The 17,883-nt window shown below is 72.5% G+C and carries 13 protein-coding genes and 1 pseudogene; 2 read left to right on the top strand and 12 right to left on the bottom strand.

Annotated elements, in window-relative coordinates; translation table 11 throughout:
- The first annotated feature begins 62 nt into the window (after positions 1 to 62).
- A complete protein-coding gene (locus JHAT_RS22975; RefSeq protein WP_077800155.1) occupies positions 63 to 539 on the top strand; it encodes a DUF1203 domain-containing protein in 477 nt (158 codons plus the stop codon).
- Here JHAT_RS22975 and JHAT_RS22980 read toward each other — a convergent pair.
- From JHAT_RS22980 to pepN, 6 genes and pseudogenes are all read right to left on the bottom strand, one after another.
- Positions 536 to 1,552: an aspartate-semialdehyde dehydrogenase gene (locus tag JHAT_RS22980; RefSeq protein WP_077800156.1), complete on the bottom strand. Its 1,017-nt coding sequence runs from the start codon at positions 1,550 to 1,552 to the stop codon at positions 536 to 538. The genes JHAT_RS22975 and JHAT_RS22980 overlap by 4 nt on opposite strands.
- 118 nt (positions 1,553 to 1,670) lie before the next feature.
- The gene (locus JHAT_RS35435) at positions 1,671 to 3,212 is read right to left on the bottom strand and encodes a hypothetical protein (protein WP_253195577.1); all 1,542 of its coding nucleotides are present in this window, start codon (positions 3,210 to 3,212) and stop codon (positions 1,671 to 1,673) included.
- A 401-nt stretch (positions 3,213 to 3,613) separates the two neighbouring features.
- Positions 3,614 to 4,069: pseudogene (locus JHAT_RS35440) on the bottom strand (TerD family protein); the annotation flags it as partial.
- Between the two features lie 147 nt (positions 4,070 to 4,216).
- The gene (locus JHAT_RS22995; protein ID WP_077800159.1) at positions 4,217 to 7,516 is read right to left on the bottom strand and encodes a S8 family serine peptidase; all 3,300 of its coding nucleotides are present in this window, start codon (positions 7,514 to 7,516) and stop codon (positions 4,217 to 4,219) included.
- Positions 7,517 to 7,801: 285 nt separating this feature from the next.
- Entirely contained in the window at positions 7,802 to 8,851 is a 1,050-nt protein-coding gene (locus JHAT_RS23000) for a hypothetical protein (RefSeq protein ID WP_077800160.1), read from the bottom strand.
- A 249-nt stretch (positions 8,852 to 9,100) separates the two neighbouring features.
- Positions 9,101 to 11,737: an aminopeptidase N gene (gene pepN / locus JHAT_RS23005; protein WP_171991013.1), complete on the bottom strand. Its 2,637-nt coding sequence runs from the start codon at positions 11,735 to 11,737 to the stop codon at positions 9,101 to 9,103.
- Positions 11,738 to 11,882: 145 nt separating this feature from the next.
- Between pepN and JHAT_RS23010 the strand changes: the two genes are divergently transcribed.
- Entirely contained in the window at positions 11,883 to 12,521 is a 639-nt protein-coding gene (locus JHAT_RS23010; protein WP_077800161.1) for a DsbA family protein, read from the top strand.
- 56 nt (positions 12,522 to 12,577) lie between these two features.
- Here JHAT_RS23010 and JHAT_RS23015 read toward each other — a convergent pair whose 3' ends face one another.
- The 6 genes from JHAT_RS23015 to JHAT_RS23040 all read right to left on the bottom strand — a co-directional run bounded on the left by JHAT_RS23015 (position 12,578) and on the right by JHAT_RS23040 (position 17,843).
- A complete protein-coding gene (locus tag JHAT_RS23015) occupies positions 12,578 to 12,799 on the bottom strand; it encodes a hypothetical protein (protein ID WP_077800162.1) in 222 nt (73 codons plus the stop codon).
- Between the two features lie 134 nt (positions 12,800 to 12,933).
- Positions 12,934 to 13,827: a TauD/TfdA family dioxygenase gene (locus JHAT_RS23020; protein ID WP_077800163.1), complete on the bottom strand. Its 894-nt coding sequence runs from the start codon at positions 13,825 to 13,827 to the stop codon at positions 12,934 to 12,936.
- A 14-nt stretch (positions 13,828 to 13,841) separates the two neighbouring features.
- On the bottom strand, positions 13,842 to 15,224 hold the full coding sequence (locus tag JHAT_RS23025) for an LLM class flavin-dependent oxidoreductase (protein ID WP_077800164.1): 1,383 nt from the start codon (positions 15,222 to 15,224) through the stop codon (positions 13,842 to 13,844).
- Positions 15,224 to 15,955, bottom strand: a complete 732-nt coding sequence (locus JHAT_RS23030) for an ABC transporter ATP-binding protein (RefSeq protein ID WP_077800165.1) — start codon at positions 15,953 to 15,955, stop codon at positions 15,224 to 15,226. Before JHAT_RS23030 ends, JHAT_RS23025 begins: the two co-directional genes overlap by 1 nt.
- Entirely contained in the window at positions 15,931 to 16,782 is an 852-nt protein-coding gene (locus JHAT_RS23035; RefSeq protein ID WP_077800166.1) for an ABC transporter permease, read from the bottom strand. Before JHAT_RS23035 ends, JHAT_RS23030 begins: the two co-directional genes overlap by 25 nt.
- On the bottom strand, positions 16,779 to 17,843 hold the full coding sequence (locus tag JHAT_RS23040) for an ABC transporter substrate-binding protein (protein ID WP_077800167.1): 1,065 nt from the start codon (positions 17,841 to 17,843) through the stop codon (positions 16,779 to 16,781). The genes JHAT_RS23035 and JHAT_RS23040 overlap by 4 nt, the downstream gene beginning before the upstream one ends.
- Between the last annotated feature and the right edge of the window lie 40 nt (positions 17,844 to 17,883).

Consider the following 17,883-nt stretch of genomic DNA (forward strand, 5'->3'; position numbering starts at 1 on the left):
GTGCGCAACGCGATGTCCGTTTCCCGCCGGTGTGCGAGTCGCCCGCGCGTGAGCCTGGTGCCATGAACAGCCACACCGTACGACCCGTCGCACCGGCGGTCCTGAAGGAACTGCGCGCCGTCGACGACGCGGGCCGCGTCCCCGCCCCGGTGACCGACGACGAGGGCGGCGCGCCCCTGCGCTGCTGCCTGCGCCACAGCCGGGCCGGCGAGCGCGTCACCCTGGTGTCCTACGCCCCGCTGCGCCGCTGGGCGGCGGCGACGGGCGTCGACCCGGGCCCGTACGACGAGCAGGGGCCGGTCTTCGTCCACGCCGAGGAGTGCGCGGGACCGGACGGGGACGGCCTCGCCTTCACGCACTCGCACCGCGTCCTGCGCCGCTACTCCGCGGACGGGCGCATCCTGGGCGGGCGGCTGGTCGAGGAGCCGGACGCCTTCGGGCCCGCCCTCCGGGAGGCGTTCGACGACCCGGCCGTGGCGTTCGTCCACGTCCGGGCCGTCGAGTACGGCTGCTTCCTCTACGAGGTCGGGCGGGGTTAGCCCTTCAGCTCCGCGGCCACCAGCTCCGCGATCTGCACCGCGTTCAGGGCCGCGCCCTTGCGCAGGTTGTCGTTGGAGACGAACAGGGCGAGGCCGTTCTCGACGGTCTCGTCCCGGCGGATGCGGCCCACGTAGGAGGGGTCCTGGCCGGCGGCCTGGAGCGGGGTCGGCACCTCGGTGAGCGCGACGCCGGGGGCGCCGGCCAGCAGCTCCTTGGCGCGCTCGACGCTGATCGGGCGGGCGAAGCGGGCGTTGATCTGGAGGGAGTGGCCGGTGAAGACGGGCACGCGCACGCAGGTGCCGGACACCTTCAGCTCCGGGATCTCCAGGATCTTGCGGGACTCGTTGCGGAGCTTCTGCTCCTCGTCCGTCTCGTGCAGACCGTCGTCGACGATCGAGCCGGCCAGCGGCAGCACGTTGTACGCGATCGGCGCCACGTACTTCTCCGGCTTCGGGAACTCGGCCGCCGACCCGTCGTGGGTGAGCTTCGGGGCGTCGTCGCCGACCTTCTTGACCTGCTCGAACAGCTCGTCCACGCCGGCCAGGCCGGACCCGGACACCGCCTGGTAGGTGGCGACGACGAGGGCTTCGAGGCCCGCCTCCGCGTGCAGCGGACGCAGCACGGGCATCGCGGCCATCGTGGTGCAGTTCGGGTTGGCGATGATGCCCTTGGGGCGGTCGGCGATCGCGTGCGGGTTCACCTCGGAGACCACGAGGGGGACCTCGGGGTCGCGGCGCCACGCGGAGGAGTTGTCGATCACGACCGGGCCCTGGGAGGCGACCTTCTCGGCCAGCGCCTTGGAGGTGGCGCCGCCCGCGGAGAACAGCACGATGTCCAGCCCGGAGTAGTCGGCGGTGGCCGCGTCCTCCACCGTGATGCCGTCCAGGTCCTTGCCGGCCGAGCGGGCCGAGGCGAACAGGCGCAGCTCCGTGACCGGGAAGTCGCGCTCCGTGAGGATCCTGCGCATGACCGTGCCGACCTGACCGGTGGCTCCGACGATTCCGACCCTCACGGTGACTCCTTCTGGTGACGTGCGTGCACCCGGCCGGGCGGGCGGGGCCCTTCCATCATGTGCGGAATCCCGGTCGGTGTGTCCAATCGTTTGCCCGAGTGATGGACGGGCAACCCTCTCAGCTCCGCTTCTCGATCACCCAGTCGCCGAGCGCCCGCACGTGGAGAATCCCTTCCGAGATGTGCTGCGTACCGGAAGTTGCGGTGACTTTGCGCCGCGGGAACAGATTTTCGTCCAGCTGGTAGACGTGCTGCAGGCCGCTCGTGGAGACGATGGACACCTCGGTGTCCGGTCCGGTGTGACGTACGACTCCGTACCCGGTGCCCTGGGTCCGCGCGCCCAGCAGGGGCGCCTCGGCGAAGGCGGCGGGCTCCAGCCGCCACTTCGTGTCCTCCGGGCAGACGACCAGGAGGTAGCAGGTGCCGCCCGGATCGACCCAGACCGGGCCGAGGGCGGGCCGGTGGCGGTTGCTGACGTCGGCGATGATCGTCGATTTGCCGAACGGGTGGTTCCAGGCGCGCGCCGTCAGCCACCCCTCCTTCCTGCGGGAGGTCCGCCGGAGCGTCATCAGCGTCGGCGGCCCCTGGTAGCGCAGCACGGTGCTGCCCCTGCCCTCGACCGGGCCGGTGACCAGCGGCGCGTGCCCCTCGGGCACCAGCTGGAAGCTCCACGGCCCGGAGTGCCTGACCTGCACGGTCCGCTCGGACGCGCCCGAGCCGAAGGCCAGCGCGGTGCCGCGTACCCCGTGGGTGTGGGTGTTCAGCCATTCCGTCTCGTCGCCGTACTCGTCCACCGAGCGGGCCTCGACGTCGTGGCTGCGCTTGGCCTCCTTGAACTCGTACCGCACCAGCGACGGCCGGCCCGGACGGGGACTGACCAGCGTGATCTTCTTGTCGCCCTTGCCCTCGTACACGCCGGTCGCCTGCTGCCGGGACCGGCCGCGGCCGTGCTCCGGCTCGACGGTGAGCTCCCACTGGTGCCGGCTCTTGTCGATCACGAGCAGGAGGGGGCCCTCGGGGATCTGCACGGTCTCCCTGACCCGGCGGCCGTTCCAGGCGTGGACCAGCTCCTCGGCGGGACGCCGCAGCTCGCTCTGGCTGTCGCCCGCGTGGTAGTTGAGCTGGAACCAGCCGTTGTGGCGGTCGGTCGCCCGCACCTTCACCTCGGCCGCGGGGCCCGTGTGGAGGAAGACCTCGCGGCCGCTGCCCTCGATGGTCCCGGCGTCGAGCCGGCGGGCCGCCGACAGGGGCAGGACGGTCAGCTCCCACTTCCCGTCGTGGCGCACCTTCAGCTTCAGCGGGCCGCCCTTGCGCGGCGGCACGAGCAGGGCGCGGCCGTGGCGGTCGGGCAGGTCGTCGCAGAAGACGTCGTCCTCGCGGCCGGGGATCTGGACGTGCAGGAAGGCGTGGTCCCGGACCTTCGCCTCGAGGATCACCGGCCCGGAGTCGGGCGGGAACGGCAGGTCCACGATGATCGTCTTCGCCTTGTCGCCGGTGAAGGTGAGCGGCTCGAACGCGAAGGGCTCGTCGCCCCAGGAGGGGTCGTCGTCGGGCAGGACGGTGACGCCGGGCGGGACGGAGGCGGGCGCCGGGGCGGTGGCGAAGGGTGGGACGCCGGGCGCCCAGGGCGTCGCGGTGGGTACGGAGGCGGGCGCCGGCACGGATGCCGCGGGTACGGCCGTGGCGGAGGCCGCGCCGGGTGCGGCCGGCGGGGTGGCGGCGGGCGGGGCGAACGGCGGGGACACGGACCCCGCGGGCTGCACCGCCGCGGGCGCGGCACCCCCCGCGGGCGCACCCCCGTCTTGCCCACACCCGTCAGCGGCACGGGCCCGGACGTCGGCACGGGCCCGGACGTCGGCACGGGGGCAGGCCCAGACACGGGCACGGGCCCGGACACGGGCGCGGCAGCGGCCGGCACCACCGGCGGAGCCGCCTGCGCGGCCGGGACCGCCGTGGACCCCGCAGCTACCGGGGCCGCCGCGGCCCCCGCGACCACCACCCCGAAGTCCGTCGCCAGCCCCGCCAGCCCGGTGTCGTAGCCCTGGCCCACCGCGCGGAACCGCCACGCCCCGTCGCGCCGGTAGAGCTCCCCGAGCACGAAGGCCGTCTCGCTGGACGCGTCCCTCACGTCGTAGTGCGCCACCACCGTGCCGTCGGGCGCCACCACCTGCGCGTACAGGCCGGGGACCTGCCCGAACACCCCGTCGTCGCAGGACCCGGCGATCAGCACCCGCTGGACGGCCGCCTCGATCCGCGGCAGGTCCAGCTCCAGCCACTCGGCGAGCTGCCCGCCGCCCTCCCCGGTGCCCACGTGGCGCACGGTGCCGGACGGGTGCGCGGGCTGGCCGTGGAAGACGATGTCGGCGTCGCCGCGCACCGTGCCGGCCGCGTCGAGCAGCAGCGCGGCGGCCTCCACGGCGGGCACCCCCGGTACCCGGTTCCGGCCCACGGCGATCCGCAACGGGACGGTCGGAACAGGGGCGTTGGCGCCTTTGGTCATGTGCGTCATGCGGCACATGGTGACAGTGAAGGCAGTGTGAAGAAAAGATCTACGGTGCGGAGCTGAACGTTCCGCTGCGAACCGGCCCAGAAGGGCGAACGCGGCACAGGCGAGGGGGCGGGCACCCCGGCGGGCGCCCGCCCCCTCACGGCCTGCCGTACCGGACTACGGCACGACCTTGCCGATCCGTACGCTGCCCAGGCCCGCGACCGTGCCGCGCGCGTTGACCAGCTGGACCCGGCCGAAGAACTCACGGCCCTCCGGCGCGGCGGCCAGCGCGGTCGCGCTGCCGGAGACCGTCGCCGTCTCGCCCGTGCCGAGCTTCACCGGCGCCGAGCCGTCCACGGTGACCGAGCCGAGGGACGTGGCGAAGTACACGTCCCGGTAGTCGTACCCGGTGGTGCCGGACGGCACCGAGTAGCCCGCGACCTCCACGGTGTAGGTGCCGGCGGCCGGGGCCGGGATCGACACCGACTCCTCCGAGTCGCCGTCGGCGGACTGGCCGGCGACGGCGCCGTCCTGGTCGTAGACCGTCAGGTCCAGGTCGGAGGCCGCGTCGGAGACGCCCCCGATGGCGACGTCGAGCGACGTGGCGCCCGCGGGCACCTCGACCGTGGTCGTCACCGTCTCGCCCTGCCCGATCGTCGGGCGGGACGTCTTCGCCGAGCCGAGCGGGCCGCCGACCAGCTTGCCCTCGAGGGCGGCGTACCGGTTCGTCACCGTCCAGGACGCGGTCGCCGGGGTGCCCGCCTTCGCCTCGGGCACGGTCACGACCTCCGGGTCGAAGTCGGCGCCGAGGACGCCGACGTCCAGCGTGTACGGGTTGTCCAGCAGCGGCGAGGTGCGCCGCGCCTCGACCTCGATCTCCCAGACACCGGGCTGCGGGTCGGCGTACGCGCGCACGTCGGGCCGGCAGCCGTTGCCGTCGAGGTAGTTGTTGTAGCAGTACGGCGTGGACGTGTTGTCGACCGCGACGCCGTACGGGTGGATGGCGATGAACCGGGTCTGGCTCTCGTCCTTCAGCCCGCCGATCGCCACCTCGAGCGTCTTCGCGCCCTCGGGAACGGTCACGAAGTACGACTGGGTGCTGTTGCGCTGCACGGAGTTCTTCGCGGAGAAGGAGTACGTCAGCGGCGCGGAGACCACGACCGTGGTCAGGACCTGCTTGTCGATGCCCCCGGTGCGCGGGTCGTCGACCTCGAGGATCGCGCTCTTGAGGCCCGCGGAGCCCGGCCGCGCCTCGACCTCGACGGTCACCGGCTCGTTCAGCGGCAGCCTCACCTCGTCGGAGCCGACGATCCGGAAGGTGCGCCCGGCGTTGTTCTCGAAGTGCAGCTCGTGCCGGATCGCCTTGTCGGCGCCGGAGGTACGGGTCAGCGTGATCTCGTACGTCTTCTTCTGGCCCGCCCTCAGGCCGCCCTCGCGGTCGTACAGGCCGGTGCCGTGGCCGGGGGTCTTCAGGAACTGGTCGATCGCGGTGTCGACCGGCGCCTCGACGGTGTACTCGTGCGCGGTGACGCCGCGCTCGATCGCCCGCCAGGCGTCGGGCACGTTGACCAGGCCCGCGCCCTCCTCGTACGCCTGCACGCCCTTGATGTGGTCGGCGGTGGAGGTCAGCGCGGTGCGCAGCTTCGCCGGGGTGAGGTCGACGCCCTCGCGCTCGGCGGCGGACAGCAGCAGCGCGGCGGCGCCGGCGGCCTGCGGGGAGGCCATGGAGGTGCCCTGGAGCATGCCGTAGCCGGCCGGCAGGTCGTAGCCGGCCTCCGGGACGGGGGCGCCGGGCATCCAGGTCTGGATGGTGTTGACCGCGGCGCCGGGCGCGGTGAGCGTCGGCGTGAACCCGCCGTCCTCACGCGGGCCGCGCGAGGAGAACGGCATCATCGCGTACTTCGTCCGCACCGCGGAGCCGTAGTTGGCGGCCCAGGTCTCGCGGGAGATGGACGCGCCCACCGAGATGACCTTGTCGGCCAGGCCCGGGTCGCCGATGGTGTTGGCGCCGGGGCCCTCGTTGCCCGCGGAGATCACCAGCTGGACGCCGTAGGTGTCGATGAGCCGCGTGTAGAGCTCGGCGCGCGCGTTGTTGCCGTCGTTCAGCGCCGGGAGGCCGCCGATGGACATGTTGACGATGTCGACGCCGCGGTTCATGACCAGGTCCATCATGCCCTCGGTGAGCGCGATGTTGGTGCAGCCGCCGGACCAGGAGCAGGCGCGCGAGGAGACGATCTTCGCGCCCGGGGCCGCGCCGTTCATCTTCCCGCCGAACAGGCCGTGGGCGGCGGCGAGTCCGGCCACGTGGGTGCCGTGCTCGGACTCGATGACGCCGATGTTGACGAAGTCGGCCCTGGTGCCCGACCCGTCGACGAGGACGTCCTTGCGGATCTCGACCACGAACGGCTGGCGCTCGGCCACGTCCGTCCTCGGGTCGTCGGTGCCGAAGTACCCGATCTGGAAGCCGTCCTTGTACGGCTTCATCGGGGTGTCGTCGGTGAAGTCGTGGTTGCCGTTCAGGTCGACGCGGACCGTGCCGGCCTGCGCGTCGTACAGGACGCCCCAGGAGTCGGTGGTGTCGCCGTCCCGGTTGGCGTCGCCCTTGGCGTCGCCGCCGGCGGTGACGGACTCGCGGAAGACGTTGACCCGGTACGACCCGGCGGGCGCCGTCCAGCTCCGGCCGCCGTAGGTGAAGGCGGGGCCGGACACCGCGGTGTCCATGCGCCGCCAGGTGGCGTCCCCGTCGACGACCGGGTCGGTCGCGGTGACCCAGTCGACGATCTTGCGCTCGCCGGTGGTGGTCCTCTGCAGCGCCGGGTGGGCGAGGTCCACGCCCGAGTCGAGGATGCCGATGGTGACGCCGCGGCCGTCCGCCTTCGGGTTCTTCTTCACGAAGTCGACGGCGCCCGTCTCGAAGGACGGGTTGTACGGGTTCTCGGCGGGCGTGTTCCGGTTGGGCGCCGGGTGGGAACGGCCCTGGTGCGAGGCGCCCTTCGCCGTGTCCGCGCTCGGTGTCGGGTCGTCCAGCGGGATCTCGTCGCGCAGGTCGATGCCGTGCACGGAGGAGAGCTTCGCGGCGGCGGCGATGGCCGAGTCCGCCTTGCCGGTGGGGACGGTGGCGCGGACGTAGCCGAGCCTGTCGTCGGTCCGGCCCACGGTGCCGCCGTCGACGGCGTTCAGCTCCTCGGCGACCCGCTCGGTCCCGCCGGGCGCGGTGGCGATCATCATCGTGACGTTCTTCGTGCCGTCGGCCTTCGCCTCGGCGAGCCGGTCCGCGTCGTCCGGACCGAGCTTGTCGTGCGCGGTCTTGACGGAGGCCTCGGCGGGCGGCACGGTCCCGGTGCCCGGACCGTCGGCGGCGAACGCCAGGGGTATCGGCCCGGCCGCGGAGAGCGCGGCGACGAGACCCGCGGCCACGGCTGTGCGGGCCACGCGTCTCGCGCCCGGTATCGGTTCGCGCTGGGGGGTGTGGGTCATCGGCATCCCTTGAGGTGAAGGAACGAGCGTGAACGACCGGGGCCGATCGGCGCCGGTCGAGATGGTCCGGAATGTGATCCCGGACGATCGCTCAGCCTTACGCAAGAGATCGCTGTTTGGGGAGAGTTGTCCGTGACGTCGGAGAGTCGTGGCGTACTTCCGCCATACGCCATCGGGGACGTAAGGGACGGCCCGTGACAATCCCGTGGAACACGAGGAGGGACCGGCGGGCGCGCACGCCCGCCGGTCCCTCCTCTCCCCTCCTGGTACTGCCCCGGTCCGTCACTACCGGGGCAGTACCACGACGTACGCGGCGGGTTCCCGGTCCCGGGCCGCCATCAACGCCGTACGGACCACGGCCGCCTGCTGCTCCGGCGCCTCCCGCAGCTTGCGCGGCGTGACGTGCACGACCGTGATGCCCAGTCGTTCCAGGTGCTCGCGCTTGCGGGCGTACTCCGACCACAGCGCGTCGTCCTCCTGGCGGTGGGCGCGGGTGTCCAGCTCCAGGGCCACCGCCTGCTCCGGCCAGTAGGCGTCCAGGCCGCCGAGGTGGGGTCCGCCGGGCAGCCGCAGGTCGACGTTCCACACCGGGTCCGGCAGGCCGTGCTCGCGCACCATCCGGTACAGGCGCTGCTCGGCGATCGCCCGCCCCTCGGCCACCAGCGAGTCCACGGCGTCCACCACGTGCGGCCGGCCCAGCAGCCGCGCCCGGTTCAGCTCCCGTACCACCGCGGCCGGTTCGCAGTGCCCCCCGCGCACCGCCTCCGTGAGCAGCCGGCGCACGTCACCCGCGTCCGCCAGTCCGGCCACCGCGTCGGCCAGCGCCCGCGCCACCGGGGCCACCGGCACCCCGGTCACCTGCACGGCGGCGGGCAGCGCGGCCGTGCGCACGATCCGCGCGCAGCCCGTCGAACGCAGCCGGCGCGTCCGCGGCACCAGGACGTCGACGGCGTCCAGGGACGGCAGCGGGGGAGCGGAGTGGAAACCGTGCAGGGTCAGCGCGGCCAGGCCCGTGATCACCGCCTCCGCGTAGACGGGGTCCGGCGTGCCCTGCGCACCGGGCTGGACCGGCACGCCGGCGGCCCGGCCGGCGGTGCGCTCCCGGGCCGCGTACAGCAGCACCGCGTGCAGCCGCTCGTCGCTGGTCGGCGGGCCCGGGTGGAGCAGGACGACGTTCGGCAGCAGCTGTTGCCAGGGTCCGCCGGGGCGGCACCGTTCGGCGGTCTCGGCGGCCGAGACGCCGTGCGCCCGCAGCTGCGCGGCCGTCGTCAGGCGGCGCCGGCCGGCGGCCGGGTGGTGGAGGGGGCGGGGGGAGAGCGGGGTGTTGTGCGTCATGACCGGGGACTTTCCCGTGTCCCGTCCGTCCCTTAACCGCTGTTACACGTCCATCGACGAATCGGGACGAGCCCGCCCTAAAGGACGGATGTTCGGATGCCGAAAACCCCTGGTCCGCGAAGGTGCGGACCAGGGGTTACGGCTGTTCCTGACCGAATTCCGTAACGATGACGGAACGCCCAACCATTGGCCAAGGCTAGGTGCTTCCGGCGCGCGGGTCCGGCGGCACCGCCCCGCAGGGGCCTGACCTCACCGACCGCCGGAGGCGGCCGCGTCGCACGCCTGTCCGCGCAACGCCCGCGCCAGGTCGTCCCGGGCCTCCAGGACCAGTCGGCGCAGGGCGGGCGCGGCCTTCTCGTGGGCGGACAGCCAGGCGTCCGTCGCGTCGAGCGTGTCCTGGGAGTCCCGCAGGGACGGGAACAGGCCCCGGACCACGTCCATCCCGATCTGGATCGACCGCTCGCTCCACACCCGCTCGATCGCCGCGAAGTACTTCTCCGCGTACGGCGCGACCAGGTCCCGCTGCGAGGGCTGCGCGAAGCCCGCGATGGTCGCCTCCACCAGGGCGTTCGACAGCGCGTCGGACTCCACGACCTGCGCCCAGGCCTGTGCCTTCACCGCCGCCGACGGACGGGCGGCCAGACAGCGCACCTGGTGCCGCTTGCCGGAGGCCGTGTCGTCCCGGGCCAGTTCGGCCGCCAGCACGTCCTCGTCGGCCTCGCCGTGCGCGGCGAGCGGCTCCAGGAACGCCCAGCGCAGCTCCTGGTCCACGTCCAGCCCGTCGATCTTCTCCGTGCCCTCCAGCAGACCGCGCAGCAGCCGCAGCTCGTCCGCGTCGGAGGCGACCGCCGCGAAGAACCGCGCCCACGCCAGCTGCTGCTCGCCGCCCGGCGCCGCGTCGCGCAGCTCCCGCAGCGCGCCCTCGCCCAGCAGCCGGCCGACGGACTCGCGTCCCTCGGGCGCCACGTAGTGCACCAGCGCCGAGGTGGCCCAGGCGTGCAGCATCTGCAGGACGCCGATGTCGGACTCGCGCCCCGCGAACCGCAGCACCAGCGCCGTGAAGTCCCGCGCCGGCAGCAGCGCGTCCCGCGTCATGTTCCACAGCGCCGACCAGCACAGGGCGCGGGCCAGCGGATCGGTCAGCGACCCCAGGTGCTCGCGCAGCGTGGCCAGCGAGGTCTCGTCGAAGCGGGTCTTGCAGTACGTCAGGTCGTCGTCGTTGACGAGGACCAGCTCGGGCGCCTCGGCGCCGGCCAGCTCCGCCACCACCGTGCGCGGCCCGTCGACGTCCGCCTCGGCGCGCGCGTACCGCTCCAGCGTGCCCTCGGCCGTACGCCGGTACAGGCCCACCGCCACCCGGTGCGGCCGCAGTTCGGGGTGCGACTCGGCGGCCTCCTGCACGACGGCCAGCTCGTCGATCCGGCCCTCGGCGCTCAGCAGCACCTGCGGGGTCAGCGCGTTGACGCCGGCCGTCTGCAGCCAGGACCGCGCCCAGGCGGCCATGTCCCGCCCGCTGGTCTCCTCCAGCACCGACAGCAGGTCGCCGAGGCGCGTGTTGCCGTACGCGTGCCGCTTGAAGTAGCGCCGCGCGCCCTCCATGAAGGCGTCCTGCCCGACGTAGGCCACCAGCTGCTTGAGCACGCTCGCGCCCTTGGCGTACGTGATGCCGTCGAAGTTGAGCTTGGCGTCCTCCAGGTCACGGATGTCGGCCGTGATCGGGTGCGTCGAGGGCAGCTGGTCGGCGCGGTACGCCCACGCCTTGCGGCGGTTGGCGAACGTGATCCAGGCGTCCTTGAAGCGGGTCGCGCCGACGTTGGCGAACGCGCCCATGAAGTCCGCGAAGGACTCCTTCAGCCACAGGTCGTCCCACCACTCCATGGTGACCAGGTCGCCGAACCACATGTGCGCCATCTCGTGCAGGATCGTGTTGGCGCGGCCCTCGTACGACGCCCGCGTCACCTTCCCGCGGAAGATGTACTCCTCCCGGAAGGTCACCATCCCCGGGTTCTCCATCGCGCCGAGGTTGTACTCGGGCACGAACGCCTGGTCGTACTTCCCGAAGGGGTACGGGTAGTCGAAGTGGTCGTGGAAGAAGTCCAGGCCCTGCTTGGTGATCAGGAAGACGTCGTCGGCGTCGAAGTGCGGCGCGAGTCCCTTGCGGCACATCGCACCGAGCGGGATCTCCAGCCGCGTACCGTCCTCGAACACGCGCTCGTAGGAGTCCGTGACGTAGTGGTACGGCCCCGCGACCACGCACGTGATGTACGTCGAGATCGGCTTCGTCTCCGCGAACCGCCACACCCCGCCCGCCCGTCGCCCGCCACCACCCTTCTGCGGAAGCGCTGCGCGCCCTTCTTCCCTGCGCTCACCCGCGCCGTTGGACCACACCGTCCACCCCTCCGGCGCCCGCACCTCGAAGCGGAACGGCGCCTTGAGGTCCGGCTGCTCGAAGTTGGCGAACACCCGGCGCGAGTCGGCCGGCTCGTACTGGGTGTACAGGTACACCTCGCCGTCCTCGGGGTCGACGAAGCGGTGCAGGCCCTCACCGGTGCGGGAGTAGGCGCACTGGGCGTCGACGACCAGCTCGTTGTCGGCGGCCAGGTCCTCCAGGACGATCCGGGAGCCGTCGAAGACCTCGCTCGGGTCGAGGTCGCGGCCGTTCAGGGACACGGCGGTCACGCTCGGCGCGACCAGGTCGGCGAAGCTGCTCGCGCCGGGCTCGTTGCAGCGGAAGCGGATCGTGGTCACGGACCGGAAGGTGCGCGGCCCCGCGCCCTGCGCCTCACCGATCGCCGAGCGCACGTCGAGGGACACCTCGTACCCGTCGACGGACAGCAGGGCGGCCCGCTCCCGGGCCTCGTCGCGGGACAGATTCTCACCGGGCACGGGCGGCACTCCCTCGGGTGGTGTTCAGCATGCGGACAGCACTGATCCTGCCACGTGCCCCTGACGCGCGGCAGCCGGGAATGGCCGGGCCGGGCGCCGCGTTGCCCGGGAGGAACGCTCGGTCGCACGCCTCACGAGGAGAGACATGCCGGACAAGACTCCCGTCGACTTCTGGTTCGACCCGCTGTGCCCCTGGGCCTGGATGACCTCCCGCTGGGTCCTCGAGGTCGAGAAGGTGCGGGACATCGAGGTCCGCTGGCACGTGATGAGTCTCGCCGTCCTCAACGAGGACAAGCTCGACGAGCTGCCCGAGGACTACCGCGACATGCTGGAGAACAAGGCCTGGGGCCCGGTCCGGGTCGTCATCGCGGCCCAGGAGGAGCACGGCGCCGAGGTGCTCGGCGACCTCTACACCGCGCTCGGCACCCGCATCCACAACCAGGGCGAGGGCCCGGGCCGGGAGACGGTCGCCGCCGCCCTGAAGGACGCCGGCCTGCCTGAGTCCCTCATGGACCACTGGGACGGCACCCCCTACGAGCCCCAGCTGCGCGCCTCCCACAAGGAGGGCATCGACAAGGTCGGCCAGGAGGTCGGCACCCCGGTCATCGCCGTCCCCGGCGCCGACGGCGAGCAGCTCGCCTTCTTCGGCCCGGTCGTCACCCCGGCCCCCAAGGGCGAGGACGCCGCCAAGCTCTGGGACGGCACCCTCGCCGTGGCCTCCGTGCCGGGCTTCTACGAGATCAAGCGGACCCGCACCAAGGGCCCGGACTTCAGCAACCTCTGACCCGCACGCGTCTCCCCGCGCCCTCCTTCACGGGCGCGGGGAGACGGCACGGGCGGTCAGTCCTCCTCGGGCAGCGTCGCGCCGATCCACCACCGGTCCTTGCGCTGGATCCGGCGGCAGCCGTCGTGCGTGCAGCGGTGGTAGGCCTTGGCGACGAAGACCTCCCCGGCCGGCAGCTCCCCGAGCGCCAGCCGCGCCGCCGCCTTCTCCTCGTCCCCCTCCAGCTCCCGGAACTCGTGCATCGTGTCGCCGCAGTTCGGACACCGTACGTACGCCATCGGCGCCTCCTCGGGTGAACGGCCGTGTGTCGCCCGGCCCCGTGTGCACAGGGAAGAACCGGAAGGACACGGTGAGTGGTTTCCCCCGAGGAGGGCGCCTCACCCCTGCGTCGGCAGGGGCTGTGTCCGCCCCGCTACGCGGCGACCGGGGTGTAGTGCGAGGCGTCGCCCTCGATGGAGTAGCTCTCCTTGCCGTCGATGCCCACCGGTACGGGGCCGGCCAGGGTCACCCGGTGCAGCCGGCGCGGCCGGCCGTCGTAGTTGTCGACGGCGTAGTGCTGGGTGATGCGGTTGTCGAACAGCACCAGCTGGTGCTCCGACCAGCGGTGCCGCAGCACGTTCTCCGGGCGGGTCACGTAGGACTGGAGCAGCTCGAGCAGCTTGCGCGACTCGCCCACCGACAGGCCCACGATCCGCTGCGCGAACCCGCCGATGAACAGTCCGCGCTCGCCGGTCAGCGGGTGGACGCGCACCACCGGGTGGGCCGTGCGGTACTTGATCGAGGTGAACCGGGACCGCTGGGCGGCCTTCTCCGCGTCGATGTCCTCGTCGGGGACCGCGTAGTCGTAGTCGTTGGTGTGTTCCGCCCACAGTCCGTCGGCCAGCCGCCGCAGCGGCTCGGGCAGGTCGCGGTAGGCGCCCGCCGAGGACGCGATCAGCGTCTCGCCGCCGTACGGCGGGACCGTCAGGCTGCGCAGCGAGGTGGCCTGCGGCGGGTTGAGGACGAAGGTGACGTCGGTGTGCCAGTGGTTGGCCCGGCCCCGCTCGCTGTCGACCGGCAGCACGTTCGGGGCGCCGTTGACGGCGTCGACGGTCGGGTGGGCGGTGGTGAGCTCCCCGAAGGAGCGCACGAAGGCCTGCTGGCCCTCGTCGTCGAGGTGCACGTCGTCGAAGACCAGCGCCTTGTGCTCGGCCAGGGCGGCGCCCAGCGCGGTGACGGTCGCCCCGTCCAGCGGCCGGGAGACGTCCACACCGGAGACCTCGGCGCCGATACGGGAGGTGATCTTGGTGATCCGCAGATCGCTCATGTCGGGTTCCTCTCTCAGATACGGGTGAGTGCGGCGGCCGGTTCGGGGTGTCCGGCCGTGGCCGGGTCCGGGGACCCGGTGACGTACTGGTTGCGGGGCCGGGGCAGGCCGTAGCGCTCGCGCAGGGTCTGCCGGGGTCCGTACGCGGTGCGCAGCAGTCCGCGCTCGCGCAGGATCGGGACGACGTGGTCGACGAAGGCCTCCAGGCCCGACGGCAGCACCGGCGGCATGATGTTGAAGCCGTCGGCCGCCCCCCGCGTGAACCACGACTCGATCTGGTCGGCCACCTGCTCCGGAGTCCCGGTGAACGTCAGATGGCCGCGCCCGCCGCCGAGCCGCCCGATCAGCTGCCGCACGGTCAGGCTCTCGCGCCGGGCCAGCTCCACGATCAGCGTGTAGCGGCTCTTGGCGCCCTCGATGGCGCTCTCCGGCGGCAGGTCGTCCGGCAGCGGACCGTCCAGGTCCAGGGTGCCGGGCTCCAGCCGCAGCAGGTCCTCCAGGCGCCGTACGCCGTGCTCGGGAACGATGTGGTCCTCCAGGACCTGCTCCGCGGCGCGCGCCTCCGCCTCGGTGGAGCCGAGCACCGGGACGATGCCCGGCAGCACCTTGAGGTGCTCCGGGTCGCGCCCCGCGAGCCGGGTGCGGGACTTGAGGTCGGCGTAGAAGTCCTGGGCGTCCGCGAGCGTCTGCTGCGCGGTGAACACCGCCTCCGCGTACCGGGCGGCGAAGGCCTTGCCGTCCGCCGAGGAGCCCGCCTGCACCAGCAGCGGGTAGCCCTGCGGGGTGCGGGGCACGTTGAGCGCCCCGGCGACACGGAAGTACGTCCCCTCGTGGCGCGGCGGATGGATGCGGGAGTCGTCGCCCCACACGCCGGCGGCCTTGTCGGCGACGATCGCGTCGTCCTCCCAGCTGTCCCACAGCTTCAGCGCCACGTCCAGGAACTCGGCGGCGCGGGCGTAGCGCTCGGCGTGCGCGGGTTCGGCGTCCAGGCCGAAGTTGCGGGCCGCCTCGGCGCCGGCGGTGGTGACGATGTTCCAGCCGGCGCGGCCGCCGCTGATGACGTCCAGCGAGGCGAACCTGCGGGCCAGGTTGTAGGGCGAGTTGTAGGACGTGGACGCCGTCGCGATCAGACCGATGTGCTCGGTCGCCGTGGCCAGCGCCGTCAGCAGGGTGACCGGTTCCAGCGCGCCGGCCGGACGCTGCGCGAGGTTGTTCCACAGCTGGGGGCCGTCGGCGAGGAACAGCGAGTCGAACGTGCCCCGCTCGGCGGTCCGGGCCAGCTTCACGTAGTGCGCGAGGCTCACGTGGGCGTACGGGTCGCTCTCCGGCAGCCGCCACGACGCCTCGTGGTGTCCGGTGTTCATCAGGAACGCGTTCAGGTGCAGCCGGCGGGTCATCAGTGGTCCTCCGTCACGCCGAGGGCGGCCAGCAGCCGCTCCCGGTACTCGCCCAGCTCCGGCTCCCGGTAGGAGCGCGGATGGGGGCGGTCGATGGTCAGGTCGAGGCCGATACGGCCGTTCTCGAGCACCAGCACCCGGTCGGCGAGCACGATCGCCTCGTCGACGTCGTGGGTGACCAGCAGCACCGAGGGGCGGTGGCGCTTCCACAGCTCCCGCAGCAGGGTGTGCATCCTGATCCGGGTCAGGGCGTCCAGCGCGCCGAACGGCTCGTCGGCGAGGAGGAGTTGCGGCTCCCGCACCAGCGCACGGGCCAGTGCCGCCCGCTGGGCCTCCCCGCCGGACAGCTCCCCGGGCCAGGCGCGTTCGCGTCCCTCGAGCCCCACCTCGGCCAGGGCGGCACGGCCGCGCTCGGCGGCCTCCCTGCCCTCCGCGCCGAGCAGCACGTTGTCCAGCACCCGGGACCAGGGCAGCAGCCGGGAGTCCTGGAAGACCACCGACACCCGCTCGGGCGCGGACAGCCGCCCTGAGCCCTCGACGCCGTGGTCCAGGCCGGCCACGGCCCGCAGCAGGGTGCTCTTGCCGGAGCCGCTGTGCCCGAGCAGCGCCGTGAACTGTCCCGCGGGCAGTTCGAGGTCGATGCCGTCGAGCACGGTGCGGCCCTGGTACGACCTGGTCAGGCCATGCAGCCGGACGGCCGGACGGGTCAGCTGCTCAGTGTGCGTCGCCATGACAGCACCCTCCGCTCGATCAGACGGACCACGCTGTCGGAGACCAGACCGAAGACGCCGTAGATCAGCAGGCCGACGAGGATCACGTCCGTCTGGCCGTAGTTCTGGGCCTGGAACATCATGTAGCCGAGGCCGCTAGTGGCGTTGATCTGCTCCAGCACCACCAGGCCCAGCCAGGAGCCGGTCACGCTGAGCCGGAGCCCCACGAAGAAGCCGGGCAGCGAGCCGGGGATCACCACCTGGCGCACGAACCGCAGCCGGGACAGTCCCTGCACCTCGGCCAGTTCGACGTAGCGGCTGTCGATGCCGGACAGTGCGGCATGGGTGTTCAGGTACATCGGGATGTAGACGACGATCGCGATGATGGCGATCTTGAAGGTCTCGCCGATGCCGAGCCACAGGATGAACAGCGGGATCAGACCCAGCGTCGGTATGGCCCGGTTGAGCTGCACCGTCCCGTCGATCAGGGCCTCGCCCACCCGGCTGAGCCCGGAGACGAGCGCCAGCAGCACCCCGGCGCCGAGCCCGATCGCGAACCCGGTCGCCGCCCGCCGCAGGGAGGTGACGACGTCGGTGGCGAGCGTCCCCTCCGACCACAGCCGGCCGGCCGTCCGCAGCACCGTCCAGGGTGCCGGGATCGCGCCGGGGTCCAGCGCCCCGGCGGCGGAGGCGGACGTCCACAGGACGACCACCAGCAGCGGTCCGGCGAGACGGGCGGCCGGCCACCGCTTGCCGGGCGAGAGCCGGCGGCGCCTGCGCACCTGAGGGGCGTCCTGGTCGACGGTGACCGCGCTCTCGGCGGCGGTGACGGTCGTCACGGCGCTCACCTCCGGTACTCCGCCGTCACGGCGCGCGCCGCGATGGCCTCGAAACGCCGGTCGAAGAGCTGCTTCACGTCGAACTCCTTCACGAAGCCGCCCTCCGCCAGCAGGTCCGCGGTCTCCTGCTCCCACCTGATCGCCTCGTCCCAGCTCGGGGGGAACAGCGGCTTGTTGGCCAGTGCGGTGACGGCCTCGGCCTGCGCGAGGGTCAGGTTCTGCGTCTTGACGTAGAACTCCCGGTTCCATTCGTCCGGGTGCTCCCACGCCCACACCAGGCCCTTGGCCCACTGCGGGATGTAGGCGGCGACGGCGGCGGCCTTCGCACGGTCGTCGAGGACGGACTGCGGCGCCCACAGCAGGCTGAGCAGGTCCACCACGTCGGTCGCGATGGTGTGCGCTCCCTTGGACCCGTACTGCTTCAGATAGGCGGGGGCCTGGCTGTTGGCGAGCGGTGCGACGTCCACCTGGCCGGACTGGAGCGCGGTCAGGAACTGGTTGCTGGTCAGCGGCACCAGCTCCGCGTCGTCGTAGGCGAGCCCCGCCTCCTTCAGCGCCCGCAGCAGCACGACGCCCTGCGCCTGCCCCTGCGAGAAGGCCAGCTTCCTGCCCTTGAAGTCCGCGGTGCTGCGAATGTCGCTGCCTGGTTTCGTCGCGAACAGGTAGTTGGGCCTGCGGGTGATGTTGATCGCGACGATCTTCGCGTCAAAACCCTGGTAGTACGCCTGGATCGGCGGAATACCCGCATTGTTGGCGAGGTCCAGGGACTTCGCCCGGAAGGCGTTGATGACATCGGGGCCGGCGCCGATGTTCAGCCAGTCCGACACCTCGAAGGGAACCTTCAGACGGGCCAGCTCGAACTGGATCTGCTGACTGTCCTGATAAGAGGCGATCTTCAGGCTGGTGCCCTCGGGCACCTGGGTGGCGAGCGGAGCGGTGGCGGCCCCCTTCGTCTCGGCGGCGGCACTGCCGTTCGCGCAGCCGCTGATCCCGGCGACGGCGGCCGAGGCGCCGACGACCGAGGTGAGGAACAAGCGGCGGTCAATGCCTGTGACAGGCGGAGCGGACATGGGAGAACTCCCTGAATTCATACGGACGGCAAGCACGGAC

Source organism: Streptomyces sp. JHA26, assembly GCF_002005565.1.
Taxonomy (GTDB): Bacteria; Actinomycetota; Actinomycetes; order Streptomycetales; family Streptomycetaceae; genus Streptomyces.

Coding starts and splice junctions, on each gene's coding strand:
- JHAT_RS22975 (WP_077800155.1), top strand. CDS start 63: ATGAACAGCCACACCGTACGACCCGTCGCACCGGCGGTCCTGAAGGAA.
- JHAT_RS22995 (WP_077800159.1), bottom strand. CDS start 7,516: ATGACCCACACCCCCCAGCGCGAACCGATACCGGGCGCGAGACGCGTG.
- JHAT_RS23000 (WP_077800160.1), bottom strand. CDS start 8,851: ATGACGCACAACACCCCGCTCTCCCCCCGCCCCCTCCACCACCCGGCC.
- JHAT_RS23010 (WP_077800161.1), top strand. CDS start 11,883: ATGCCGGACAAGACTCCCGTCGACTTCTGGTTCGACCCGCTGTGCCCC.
- JHAT_RS23015 (WP_077800162.1), bottom strand. CDS start 12,799: ATGGCGTACGTACGGTGTCCGAACTGCGGCGACACGATGCACGAGTTC.
- JHAT_RS23020 (WP_077800163.1), bottom strand. CDS start 13,827: ATGAGCGATCTGCGGATCACCAAGATCACCTCCCGTATCGGCGCCGAG.
- JHAT_RS23025 (WP_077800164.1), bottom strand. CDS start 15,224: ATGACCCGCCGGCTGCACCTGAACGCGTTCCTGATGAACACCGGACAC.
- JHAT_RS23030 (WP_077800165.1), bottom strand. CDS start 15,955: ATGGCGACGCACACTGAGCAGCTGACCCGTCCGGCCGTCCGGCTGCAT.
- JHAT_RS23040 (WP_077800167.1), bottom strand. CDS start 17,843: ATGTCCGCTCCGCCTGTCACAGGCATTGACCGCCGCTTGTTCCTCACC.